Consider the following 12,391-nt stretch of genomic DNA (forward strand, 5'->3'; position numbering starts at 1 on the left):
CTTAGTTGATCGGTGATGCAATGCCTCTCTATAAGCAAGCCGTGTGCCAGCTTTTATAAAATGTTTAAGATCAATGACTTACCAGAAATCAATTAAGGCGAAAAGAAGGGACTGTAAAAAATGCCGACAGAACATTTGACTAATAATTTCGTTATGGAAATTATATTGTCTGTTGCCGTATATTAAGACGATTGTTTCTTGGAGAGGAAAGCCTTGTGAAACAGGTGGCGTGCCAGCATCAGCGGCGGCATGCGCAGCCAATTGCCGCGCACGTACAGCGCAAACCGCGCGGTGCTGGTGAGCGCGTCGGCGCAGCTGGCATGCATCGGCAGCAGCGCGCGTTCGAACAGGGCATCCATCACGGCCAGCAGCGCGCGGTTTGGCGCGGCCGGGGCAAGCGCATCCACTACCGCATCCGGCACCGGCGTACCGAGCAGGCGCCGGCTGTAGCGCAGCGCATAGAACAGCGGCCGCTCCAGTTCGAGCGCGCGCGCCCGTGCCGGCAGTGCTTCCCAGAAGCCGGCACGGACGCCGAACTCACGGAACAGGAAGTGCAGGTCGAGCAGGTCACGCAAGCCCTTGTCGAATTCGCCGTCGAAGAACAGGTGCACTGCGCTGTGCAGCACCATGTCGGCCGGCGCCAGGGTAGCCAGGCCGGGCGCGTGCGCAATCGGCACGGCGGCGGCGCGCAACAATGCCGGATCCGGGTGTACGGGCGCCGTCTGCGGCAGGATCGCGTGGTGGACGTCGATGCTGCTCTGCCGGCGCACGTGCTGCATCGGCGGCAGTTCGTGCATCCACTGGCGGTAATAGCGCTGGTCGTAGGCGTCGGCCTGGCTGCTGGCCCAGCCATGCAGCATCAGCGCCGACTCCACATCGTCCAGGCGCGCCTGCGGCACCATGATGTCGATGTCGCCGAACAGGCGGCCGGCACCGGCGCGCAGGCCGGCCATCGCGTAGGCCGCGCCTTTCAGCAGCAGCAGCGGCGCCACGCCGTCCACTCTCGCCAGCGCGGCCTGGATGGATTCGACCTCGAAACCCACCGCCTGGCGGTGGCGCGTGGCCAGCGCGCGCACCCATTCCAGGTGGGCGCGCGGCTGTGCCGGCACGGCGTCCAGCAGGCCATGCTCTTCGATCAACGCCAGCAGCGTCGGACTCAGGTTGGCGCTGGTCGACTGGCGCAGCAGCAGGTCCCAGTCGGCCAGGCGCAAGCCCGGCAACGGGCCGGGATCGCGCAGGACCGCCACCAGGATCGGCAGGCGCTTCACCGCGGCGCCTCCAGCCCGGCGAACAGCGCCATCGCTTCATCCAGGTTGCTGTAGCGGAAATCGTAGCTGGCGCAGCCCTCGATCGCGCCGGCCAGGGTGGCGAACCCGCGCGCGCCCATGTGGCTGTAATTGAAGGCATTGTCGGCCACGCGGAAAAAGGCGCGGGCGCGCGGGATCGGGGTGAGCGAGGTGGCGGCGCCGGCTTCGTACTTGGGAAACACGATCCAGGCCGGGCGCGCGGTCTGGTGGGCGCGCGCGACGCTGTCCGCCGGCGCCTTCAGGTGCGCCACCGAGCCCTTGGTGGTGTTGCTGACCGGGCGGCTCAATACGGCGTCGGCGACATAGCCGCGGATCACGTCGATCGAGCGGTTCTTGAGGCTGACCGGCCGCGGCACCGGCACCAGCAGGCCGTCTTGCGGACGGAACAGCGCCAACTCGTCGGACAACAGGCGCCAGCCGCGGTTAACCAGCGCCGCGCACAGCGTGCTCTTGCCCGATCCGGGCGGCGCCGGCAGGATCGCCGCCAGGCCGCCGCGCTCGACTACCGCGGCATGGATCATCAGGTAGGCATGGGCGCGCGTCGAAATGCACCAGTTCAGGCCCCATTCCAGCATCGGGAAGGCGTGCGCTTCGGGCAGCGGCTCGAACGGCAACTGGCCGTCGAGGTCGAAATTCACCTGCGGCTGGTACCAGCGGCGCAGCCCGCCGGGATACTGCACGCCGACGTGGAAATCGGCGAAGCCGTTCTCGCCATGGATCGGATAGTCGCCGTACAGCAGGGCGATGCCGTCAGCCACATGGCGGATCGGCGAACGGATGCGGCTGACGAAGGCGCCGGTCTGCACCAGCAGGCCGGCGCCAGCCAGGCGCGTCTCGAGCTGGCGGCGGCTGAGCGATGCGACCGTCAGCATGCGAGGGTGTCGATGAGGTTCAGGTGTTGCAGGTCGCGCAGCAAGGTGTCGGTCTCGAGGTCGAGTTCGGCCGGTTCGAGGTCGAATTCGGCCTGCAGGACGGTGGCCAGCGCAGTGCGCGTGGCCGGACCGCGGCGCAGCGCCAGCAGCAATTCGATGGCGCCATCGCCCAGCAGGTGGGTGTCGCCGGACAAATCGTTATACAGGATGCACTCGCCGTCCCACTGCCGGTACTGCAGGGTCTGTCCGAGCCGCAGGCGCCATGTTTCGCTGGCGGCCACCGGATCAATCCATGGTGCCGTACAGGTAAGCGACGATGTCGTTGGCATACCACTTCTGGCCGGCCATCGGGGCGTAGTAGCCTTTCGCGACCCATTCGCTCCATACGCTGCGCAAGGACTCGATGGTGAGGAAATTGACGCGGCCCGACAATACGTTCAGGTAAGCGGCCAGCATGTACTTGGCCATCTTAGTACTGTCGAAAGGGGCGCCGTGCATGATCTGGTTGCAGCTCGCCCCGGCGTAAGCGCTGCCGATATTGCAGCTGAAATGCTTGGAAAAAGAATCGGTCGGGGAGCAGCCAGCCGGCCAGGCCGTCTTGCTCCAGGCGAGCGGATCGAGGCCATTGCACACTGCCGCCGGACCGTGGTGGCTGAGTGTGCCCACGGCCTTGTTCTGGCCGACCGCCGACACTGCCGCCGAAGCCGAAACGCCGCAGTAGGTACATGCCATGCCAGGCTGGCTGTGCAGGGTCAGCAGCACGCCTGCGGCGCCGGCACCGGCTCGGGTGAAGCGCCGGCGTGAAGCGCCCTTGGCAGACAGCGCGTCCGATGCCGCGGGCTGCGCAGCGTCCACTTGCGGAATCGATGCGACAGGATCAGTTTCGCTAGGATGACGGTCTTGGTTAGCCACGTGGGTCCTCTTCGGTTTTCAGAACAGTCGGGCAGCAGCACAATGCCAGATTACGCAAAAACAAGCAATCCTTGTGCCAGAAACAAGCTGCCCAAAAGCAACGCTTAATAATCAGCAACTTAGGCGGTGTGCGGGGGTTGCCCGTATTTCGCTATGCTAATCGACTGTAAAGAAAACTGACAGCGATCAGAAATAGCTTTCGGGGATGACCAGCACGTCACCTGGGCGCACCGGCACGTTGGCCGAGATGTCGCCATCCTTGACCAGATCGTCGATCCGCACGTTGAATTTCTGCTGCTTGCCGTCGATAGTGCGCACCAGGCTGGCGCGATTACCTGCCGCAAATTCGGTGGTGCCGCCAACCGCGATCATCACGTCCATCAGGCTCATGTCGCGGCGGTAAGGCAGGGCCTGCGGACGGGCGGCCTGGCCGATCACGCGGATCTGCTCGCCGTAGGTGCCGACGAAACTCGACACGACCACGGTCACCACCGGCTGCTGGATGAACTTGGCCAGCGCTTTTTCGATGTCACGCGCCAGTTCGGTCGAGGTCTTGCCGGATGCCGGCAGGTCTTCGACCAGCGGCGTGGTGATCTTGCCGTCCGGACGTACCGGCACCGACATCGAGACTTCCGGATTGCGCCAGACGATGATGTTAATGCTGTCGCCCGGCCCGATCAGGTAGTCCGGATTAGCCGACACCTGCGCGTCGGTCGGTGCCGGCAGCGGGCGGGTGGCACAGCCGCCCAGCGCCAGCGTGCTGGCAGCGACGAGCGCGATTGTCGAATATTTGATCAGGTTCGCCTTGTACTTGCCCACGTGAGATCCCTCTCGGATTGTTATTAAGCCATCAACAGCCGCGTATTGTATATCAATGTGCTTTAGGACAAGGGCGCGCACGATACAAATTGTTTCTCAATATTTATTTCTGTTGCAACAGCTCGCGCACATAATTCCCTGGCACGGCATAGGTGATGCCGCTCGGGTTGGTGATCGCGGTTTCCTTCAGTCCCTTGACGAACACCGCGTTGATCACGCCCCACACCTTGCCGCTGGCGGGATCGTAGAGGGGGCTGCCGCTGTTGCCGGGATAGGCGGTCGCGTCGAGCTGGAAGATATTAAAGGGCGCACGTTGCAATTGCACCAATTGGCGCACGTCGAGCTTGCGCGAGTTGAGCGAGGGGGTCACCACCGGCGTGATGGCGGCCAGGGTCGCGCGGTGGGTGGCGGCATGCAGGCCCAGCACCATCCCCAGCGGATAGCCGGTAAACGCTAGTCCTTGCCCTTCGAGCGCCTTGTCCGAATCGACCAGCTCGAGCGCCGGCAGGGGCGTGCCGGTAAGACGCAGGTGAGCCAGGTCGTGCTCGGCATCGCGCGCTACCAGCTGGGCCGGACGAAAGCGCACCATGTCGCCGTCCGCGGTCACGATGCCGATCTGTTCCATGCGTTCGGAATCGACCGTGGCCGGCACCACATGGGAATTGGTGATGACGCTGAGGCCGTCGCCGACCACGAAGCCGGTGCCGACGAACACCGTGGCGGGACTGCGCGTGCGCTCGAAGGTGCCGACACCGACCACCGAACGCTTGACGGTCGGCACCACGGCCGTGAGGTCGGCGGCCTGCACCGCACCCGGCAGCGACGGCAAAAAAGCAACAGCAGCACAGAGCAGCGCAACGCCAGACAGGCTCGTCTTTACCCGGGCACGCAGTCGGTGAGTGAAATTAATATTTCGATAAGGCAGCAAACGTGCACCCCCTTTTGCATTTAAGACATTACAATTAAGCGCTTGTTCTGGAGCAAAGCATCTAACGCAAGTCTACGCGATGACATCTTATCCTGCACGGATAAGGTGTTGATTTCATGCAATAAAACGCTGTGATTTTATTAACACAGCAGAAATAATTGCTGAAATACAATGCAGACGACATGTGGTTTTTGGGTGCAGGAACAAGATTTGTGTTGTAGCGAGGGCACGACTGGCCAAGCACTTCACATTTTTCTCGTGCGTAATTGCAATTGCTCCCACTACAAGCGATCATGCAACGTATTTAATTATTTTTCTGACCCGCTCAACGCGCTTGAGGGGTCATTTATCGCGAGACTGACGAGATGGCAGAAATTACCGCCGTACTTCTAAACTTCCTGAAAGCAATCGGCAAGTACCGCTGGTACGCGGTCGTCATCGCCTGGACCGTGGCCTTGATCGGCTGGGCCGTGGTGTTACGCCTGCCGCCCCAATATGAAGCATCGGCACGGGTGTATGTCGACACCCAGAGCATGCTGCGTCCGCTGCTGTCCGGCATGACCAGCATGCCCGACGTTAACCAGCAAGTGATGTTCATGCGCCGCACCCTGCTCAGCCGTCCGAACATCGAACGCCTGATGCGTGACGTCGACCTCGACGTCAAAGCCAAGAACACCAAGGAACATGAGAGGATCGTCAATGAACTGATGTCCAATCTCAGGCTCGGCGGCACCGAACGCGACGACATCTATACCATCAGCTATGTGTCGGACAACCCGCAGCTGGGCAAGGCCGTCGTGCAGGGCTTGCTGACCATCTTCGTCGAAGGCAGCTTCGGCGGCAAGAAACAGGATTCCGACAAGGCGATCCAGTTCATCGACGACCAGATCAAGACCTACGAGGACAAGCTGGCCGCCGCAGAGAATTCCTTGAAGGAATTCAAGATCAAGAACATGGGCATGCTGCCCGGTTCCGGCGACTTCAACGGCCAGATGAGCACGGTCAGCGACCAGCTCAGCCAGGCACGCCTGGAACTGGCCGAGGCCGAGCAGGCGCGCAACGCGATCCGTCGCCAGATCAATGGCGAGCCGGCCCAGCCTGGCACCAAGACAATCGATCCGGCCCTGCTCGACCCCGAACTGGAAGGCCGCATTCAGACGGTCCAGAAGAACCTGGACAGCCTGCGCCTGCAATACACCGAGCAGCACCCCGACGTGGTCGCCAACAAGCGCCTGCTCGAGCAGCTGCTGGCGCAGAGAGCGGACCTGTCGAAGACCAAGAAACGCAGCGCCGACCCGGGCGCCGGCTACAGCCCGATGCTGCAGCAACTGACCGTGGCGCTGTCGGCGGCCGAAGCGCGCGTGGCCTCGATGCGTGCCCGCGTCGACGAATTCTCGGCCCGCATGGCGCGCCTGCGCTCGCAGAGCACCACGGCGCCGGAAATCGAAGTCCAGCTGACCCAGCTGAACCGCGACTACGACATCAACAAGGCCAATTACCAGCGCCTGGTCGAGCGCCGCGAACAGGCCCGCCTGTCGGGCGACCTGACCTCGGCCACCGACATGCTGGCCTTCCGCATCATCGATCCGCCGACCGTGCCGAACCAGCCGAGCGGCCCGAACCGCCTGCGCCTGTTCTCGATGGTGTTCGGCGGCGCATTGGTGGCCGGCCTGGCGGTGGCTTTCCTGATGAGCCAGTTCCGTCCGACCTTCATGAGCCAGACCGCGCTGCGCGACACGACCGGCCTGCCGGTGCTCGGTTCGATCGGCATGAACTGGACCAACGAACAGACCGTCCGCCGCAAGCGCCGCCTGGTCGCCGTCGGGGTATCGGTGCTGCTGCTGCTGGGCGCCTATGCCGCCGGCGTGGCGGCCATCCTGGTCCGCCCCACGCTTTAACGCGACGATTGCAAGGAGTACACCGTGAGCATTATTGAAAAAGCAGCAAGCCGGATCGACCAGCAGCGCAACGCCGCCGCGACCGCCACCGGCACTGCCACCGTGCCGGACACCGATGCCGTCCGCGCCATTCCCCCGGTCGCCGTAGCCGCCCCGCCCGCCGTGCCGCCCGCCCCCGCCATCGTGATGCCGGCGGCAGAACCGATCGCGGTGCCGGCCGCCGCGCCGGCCCAGCCGGCAACGGAAGCGGAGCGCCCGCCACAGAAGTTTTCGACCCGCCGCGTCGAGCTCGACCTGGCGCGCATGCGCGACCTGGGCATGGTCACCGCCGCCGCCGGCCGCACCCGCCTGCTGGAAGACTTCCGCGTGATCAAGCGTCCGCTGCTGCAGCGCGCCTTCATCGAACGTGCGCCGGGCGCCCGTCCGAACAACCTGATCATGATCACCAGCTCGCTGCCGGGCGAAGGCAAGACCTATTGCGCGATCAACCTGGCGATGAGCATCGCCATGGAACTCGACCACACCGTGCTGCTGGTCGACGCCGACGTGGCGCGCCCGTCGGTGCTGCGTACGCTCGGCCTGCCGGCGCACCGCGGTTTGATGGATATCCTGGTCGACGACAAGCTTGACATGGCTGACGTGATGCTGCGCACCAACGTCGACACGCTGTCGATCCTGCCGGCCGGCACCAACACGCCGCGCGCCACCGAACTGCTGGCCAGCTCGACCATGACCAACCTGGTGCACGAGATCGCCAACCGCTATCCGGACCGGATCGTGATCTTCGATTCGCCGCCGCTGCTGCTCACCTCGGAATCGCACGTGCTGGCGTCGCACATGGGCCAGATCGTGATGATGGTCGAAGCCCAGACCACCACCCAGCATGCGGTCAAGGAAGCACTCCAGCAGCTGGAAGGCTACCCGAACGTGAATCTCATTTATAACAAGACCAGGGAAATCCCCGGCATCGAAGAAACGTATGACTATCACTACGGCTAAGATGCCGATTTCCGGGCCGGCACTTAGGCTGCTGCCGCTGGCCCTGGCCGCGATGCTGCTGTCGGCCGAATGCCATGCGCAATGGCGCGTCACTCCCCGGCTCGACCTGCGCGAAACATATTCCGACAACGTCGGCCTGCAGAACAGCGCGGATGCGCGCAGCAGCTTCGTCAGCGAAGCCGATCCCGGCATCAGCATCACCAAGCTTGGGCCGCGCCTGAAGGTGAGTGCGGATGCCGGCTGGCGCCTGTATTCGTACAGCAACAACGATGCACCGAATCTGCGTAACAGCGAACGCCACTACAGCGGCGCCATGCAGGCGACGGTGGTCGACCAGTTGCTGTTCGTCGATGCCAACGCCAGTGGTTCACGCCAGGCCGTGTCGGCCTTCGGCCCGGTATCGAACAACACGTTCTCGAATGCCAACCGCACCGACGTCAGCACCTGGCGCATCAGCCCTTACCTGCGCCACCGCTTCGGGTCGACCGCGGACATGACGCTGCGCTACATGCGCGACTCGGTCGACAGCGGCGTAGGCGGCTACGGCAGCAGCAGGGCCAGCACGCGCTCGGCAGACCTGAACAGCGGCACTGCATTCGACACCCTCGGCTGGAACCTGTCGTATTACCACCAGGACCTGAGCGAAAGCCTGGGCGATGTTGGCACCGTGCCCGGCACCGTGCCCACGCTGGCCAACGATTCGATGTCCGAGAACACCTCGGCCGGGCTGCGCTGGCGCCTGATCCGCCGTCTTGCCCTGACCGCCAGCGTCGGCTACGACAAGTACGAATACCCGACCCTCGGCGAAGCCACCAGCGGCCGTAGCTGGTTGGGCGGTTTCATCTGGACGCCATCCACCCGTACCAGCGTGCAGGCCTCGTTCGGCCGGCGCTATTTCGGCAAGACCGGCTCCCTGGTCTCGAGTTACCGCACCCAGCGCAGCATCTGGAACCTGAACTACAGCGACGCCGTGACCACCACGCGCTCGCAATTCGTGCTGCCGTCCGCGATCGACACCGCCGCCATGCTCGACAGCCTGTTTGCCGCCAGCATCCCGGATGCGGTGCAGCGCCAGCAGGCGGTACAGGCCTACATCGCCGCCGCCGGCCTGCCGCCGAGCCTGGCCAACAGCATCAATTACCTGAGCAACCGCTATATCCGGATCCAGCGCCTGCAGGGCGCGGCCATCTTCCGTGGTCCGCGCAGCAACCTGACCTTCAGCGTGTTCAACGAAAAGCGGCTTGCACTGTCGAGCCAGGAAAGCGATAGCGCCCTGCTGCTGGGACAACTGGCCTCGCTGAACGACGACACCAGCCAGCGTGGCGCCACCGCCAACCTGGACTACCGGCTGTCGCCGCGTTCGAATGCCTACGGCGCCCTGTCGGTATCGCGGGTGCACTCGCTGTCGGCCGACTTCTCCAGCAACAACAGCGAAATGCGCCTGGGGCTGAATCACCGCTTCGCCAAGCGGATGCAGGGCAGCGTCGAGCTTCGCCACACGCGCGGACGCCAGAACCTGGTCAACAGCGACACCTACCGCGAGAACGCGCTGGTCGCGACTCTTTCCGTCGTCTATTAAGCGGAGCCCATCAAGATGTACGAAACCTATTACGGATTATCCGCCAAGCCCTTCCAGCTGCGTCCCGACCCGCATTTCTTCTACGGCAGCAAGGGACACAAGCGCGCCATGGCCTACCTCGAGTACGGCCTGTCGCAGGGCGAAGGCTTCATCGTCATCACCGGCGAGGTCGGCGCGGGCAAGACCACGCTGGTGCGCAGCCTGTTCAACCGGCTGCCGTCGGACCAGATCGTGGCCGCCCACATCGTCAACACCCACCTGGATCCGGACGACACGCTGCGGATGGTGGTGTCGGCGTTCGGCCTGCCCTACGAGGGCGCCAGCAAGACCGACCTCCTGACGCGCCTGGAGCGCTTCCTGTGCGACGTCGACCACCAGGGCAAGCGCGCCCTGCTGGTCATCGACGAAGCCCAGAACCTGTCGGCGCGCACGGTGGAAGAGCTGCGCATGCTGTCGAATTTCCAGACCGACGACAAGTCGCTGCTGCAGACCTTCCTGCTCGGCCAGCCCGAGTTCCGCGCCACCCTGCACAGCCCCGGCATGCAGCAGCTGCGCCAGCGCGTGATCGCCAGCTACCACCTGGGCCCGATGGATGCGCAGGAAACCCACGCCTACATCGAGCACCGCCTCGCCACCGTCGGCTGGAACAACGATCCTTCCTTCGACGACGGCGCCCATGCGGCGATCTTCGCCTACAGCGGCGGCATTCCGCGCAAGGTCAACACGCTGATGGACCGCGTGCTGCTGATGGGTTACCTGGAAGAGATGCACACGTTCACGGAAGAAGACATCAATACCGTGATCCGCGATATCAACGAAGAATACAAGGTGCCCGAAGTCATGGGCACGCCGGCCGAAGACGCCATGCCGGCGCATGCGGGCCTGGACGACGACCTGCGTGCCGGCGGCATGCGCATGATCGACCAGCGCACCGGCGACCGCCGCGCCAACAGCGTCGAAATGCTGGACGAACGCATGATGCGGCTCGAAAAATCGATCGTGTCGGTGCTGTCGATCCTCAAGAAGATCGTGGCCACGCCCCAGGGCGCGGCCACCCACCAAGTGGACAACCAAGAATGAACATGTACGAACTCGCCGTGCGCCCCGCGCCGGCCCCGGGTGAACGCATCCGCAACGCCATGACCTGCGACGTCGAGGATTACTTCCAGGTCTCGGCCTTCGCGCCCTACATCGACCGCGCCAGCTGGCCGGCGCGCGAATGCCGCGTCGAAGCCAACATGGACCGCATCCTGGCCCTGTTCGAGCGCACCGGCGTGCGCGCCACCTTCTTCACGCTGGGCTGGATCGCCGAGCGCTACCCGAACGTGGTGAAACGCATCGTCGCCGGCGGCCACGAGCTGGCCAGCCACGGCTACGGCCACCTGCGCGCCTCCGACCAGACCCGCGCCGAATTCGACAACGACATCCGCTCGGCCAAGGCCCTGCTGGAAGACATCGGCGGCCAGGCGGTGCTGGGCTACCGCGCCCCGAGCTTCTCGATCGGCCGCGACAACCTGTGGGCGCTCGACGCGCTGCTCGAAGCCGGCTACCGCTACAGCTCGAGCATCTACCCGGTGCAACACGACCACTACGGCATGCCGGAAGCGCCGCGCTTCGCGTTCTACCCGAACGGTACCGACGGCTTGCTGGAAGTGCCGATCACCACGGTGCAGATGATGGGCCGCAACCTGCCGGCCGGCGGCGGCGGCTATTTCCGCCTGCTGCCGTACGCGCTGTCGCGCTGGATGATGGCCAAGGTTAACCAGGACGACCGCCAGCCGGCCCTGTTCTACTTCCATCCGTGGGAAATCGACACCGAGCAGCCGCGCCCCGAAGGCGTCGGCGCCAAGTCGCGCTTCCGCCACTACGTCAATATCGAGCGCATGGAAAGCCGCATCGAAGCCCTGGCCCGCGATTTCGCGTGGGACCGGATGGACCGCATCTTCTTGAACCAAAAATGAATTCGATCATCGAAGCCGCGCAGGCCAAACGCGCCGGCCCGGCACCGAGCGTGCCTGTCGCACCGGCGCCCCTGACCCTGCACCTGCTGCAGCGTGCCGACTATCCCCGCTGGGACGCCTTCGTGCGCGCCTGCCCCGACGCCACCTTCTTCCACCTGTCCGGCTGGCAGAGCGTGATCGAGCAGTCGTTCGGCATCAAGACCTTCTTCTATTACGTCGAGCAGGACGGCCAGATCCAGGGCGTGTTGCCGCTGGCCGAGATCAAGAGCCGCCTGTTCGGCCACTCGCTCGGCGCGATGCCGTTCTGCGTGTACGGCGGCCCGGTCGCGACCGGCCCGGAAGCACGTGCCATGCTGGACGGGGCCGCGCACGAACTGGCGCAGAAACTCGGCGTCGGCCACCTCGAATACCGCGGCATGGCGCGCTTCCACCCGGAAGACCCGGCCTGGCACTCGAAGGAGCTGTACGTGACCTTCCGCAAGGAGATCACGGGCGACGACGAGACCAACATGAACGCGATCCCGCGCAAGCAGCGCGCGATGGTCCGCAAGGGCATCAAGCTGGGCCTGCGCGGCGAAGTCGACGCCAACGTCGACCGCATGTTCGACGCCTATGCGCGCAGCGTGCACCGCCTCGGCACCCCGGTGTTCCCGAAAAAATACTTCGCCCTGCTGCAGCAGACCTTCGGCGACGAGTGCGAAGTGCGCACCATCGTCACCGACGACAACCGCCTGGTGGCGGCCGTGCTGTCGTTCTACTGGCGCGACGAAGTCGTGCCCTACTACGGCGGCGGCACCGACCTGGCGCGCGAAGTGGCCGGCAACGACTTCATGTACTGGAACCTGATGCAGGCCGCCGCGGCGCGCGGCTGCCGCCTGTTCGATTTCGGCCGCAGCAAGCTGGGCACCGGCGCCTACGATTTCAAGAAGAACTGGGGTTTCACGGCCCAGCACCTGCCCTACGAATACAAGCTGTACGGCGCGGATGCGCTGCCCGACAACAACCCGCTGAATCCGAAGTACCAGCTGTTCATCAAGATGTGGAAAAAGCTGCCGCTGCCGTTGGCGAATTTCATGGGACCGTACATCGTCCGTAACCTGGGCTGATGGCTGAAAC

Annotated in this window: 12 protein-coding genes; 6 read left to right on the plus strand and 6 right to left on the minus strand. The window is 64.3% G+C overall.

The features are described 5' to 3' along the window. Window positions 1–182: 182 nt before the first annotated feature. From U1H99_RS13555 to U1H99_RS13580, 6 genes are all read right to left on the minus strand, one after another. Entirely contained in the window at window positions 183–1,268 is a 1,086-nt protein-coding gene (locus U1H99_RS13555) for a nucleotidyltransferase domain-containing protein (protein WP_323142266.1), read from the minus strand. Further along, a complete protein-coding gene (locus U1H99_RS13560) occupies window positions 1,265–2,179 on the minus strand; it encodes an HprK-related kinase A (protein WP_323142267.1) in 915 nt (304 codons plus the stop codon). Before U1H99_RS13560 ends, U1H99_RS13555 begins: the two co-directional genes overlap by 4 nt. Next, window positions 2,173–2,460: an HPr-rel-A system PqqD family peptide chaperone gene (locus U1H99_RS13565; protein ID WP_323142268.1), complete on the minus strand. Its 288-nt coding sequence runs from the start codon at window positions 2,458–2,460 to the stop codon at window positions 2,173–2,175. Before U1H99_RS13565 ends, U1H99_RS13560 begins: the two co-directional genes overlap by 7 nt. A 4-nt stretch (window positions 2,461–2,464) precedes the next feature. Beyond that, window positions 2,465–3,034 (minus strand): hypothetical protein, encoded by a 570-nt coding sequence (locus U1H99_RS13570; protein WP_323142269.1) that lies wholly within the window; start codon window positions 3,032–3,034, stop codon window positions 2,465–2,467. Between the two features lie 243 nt (window positions 3,035–3,277). After that, window positions 3,278–3,910 carry an XrtA/PEP-CTERM system exopolysaccharide export protein gene (locus tag U1H99_RS13575; protein ID WP_323142270.1) on the minus strand — a complete coding sequence of 211 codons (633 nt, stop codon included), beginning with the start codon at window positions 3,908–3,910 and terminating at the stop codon, window positions 3,278–3,280. Window positions 3,911–4,013: 103 nt separating this feature from the next. Continuing rightward, complete coding sequence (locus U1H99_RS13580; RefSeq protein WP_323142271.1) at window positions 4,014–4,739, minus strand: S1C family serine protease; 726 nt, start codon at window positions 4,737–4,739, stop codon at window positions 4,014–4,016. A gap of 464 nt (window positions 4,740–5,203) precedes the next feature. Between U1H99_RS13580 and U1H99_RS13585 the strand changes: the two genes are divergently transcribed. The 6 genes from U1H99_RS13585 to U1H99_RS13610 are packed head-to-tail and all read left to right on the plus strand — an operon-like array spanning window position 5,204 to window position 12,381. After that, entirely contained in the window at window positions 5,204–6,736 is a 1,533-nt protein-coding gene (locus U1H99_RS13585) for an XrtA system polysaccharide chain length determinant (RefSeq protein ID WP_323142272.1), read from the plus strand. Between the two features lie 24 nt (window positions 6,737–6,760). Continuing rightward, entirely contained in the window at window positions 6,761–7,735 is a 975-nt protein-coding gene (locus tag U1H99_RS13590; protein WP_323142273.1) for an XrtA-associated tyrosine autokinase, read from the plus strand. Then, the gene (locus U1H99_RS13595) at window positions 7,716–9,314 is read left to right on the plus strand and encodes a TIGR03016 family PEP-CTERM system-associated outer membrane protein (protein ID WP_323142274.1); all 1,599 of its coding nucleotides are present in this window, start codon (window positions 7,716–7,718) and stop codon (window positions 9,312–9,314) included. The genes U1H99_RS13590 and U1H99_RS13595 overlap by 20 nt, the downstream gene beginning before the upstream one ends. 15 nt (window positions 9,315–9,329) lie before the next feature. Continuing rightward, entirely contained in the window at window positions 9,330–10,394 is a 1,065-nt protein-coding gene (locus U1H99_RS13600; RefSeq protein ID WP_323142275.1) for an XrtA/PEP-CTERM system-associated ATPase, read from the plus strand. Further along, on the plus strand, window positions 10,391–11,275 hold the full coding sequence (locus tag U1H99_RS13605) for an XrtA system polysaccharide deacetylase (RefSeq protein ID WP_323142276.1): 885 nt from the start codon (window positions 10,391–10,393) through the stop codon (window positions 11,273–11,275). The genes U1H99_RS13600 and U1H99_RS13605 overlap by 4 nt, the downstream gene beginning before the upstream one ends. Next, entirely contained in the window at window positions 11,272–12,381 is a 1,110-nt protein-coding gene (locus tag U1H99_RS13610; protein ID WP_323142277.1) for a FemAB family XrtA/PEP-CTERM system-associated protein, read from the plus strand. The genes U1H99_RS13605 and U1H99_RS13610 overlap by 4 nt, the downstream gene beginning before the upstream one ends. Window positions 12,382–12,391 lie beyond the last annotated feature (10 nt).

Origin of the sequence: Massilia phyllosphaerae, from assembly GCF_034659755.1 — a bacterium.
GTDB lineage: Bacteria > Pseudomonadota > Gammaproteobacteria > Burkholderiales > Burkholderiaceae_D > Telluria > Telluria phyllosphaerae.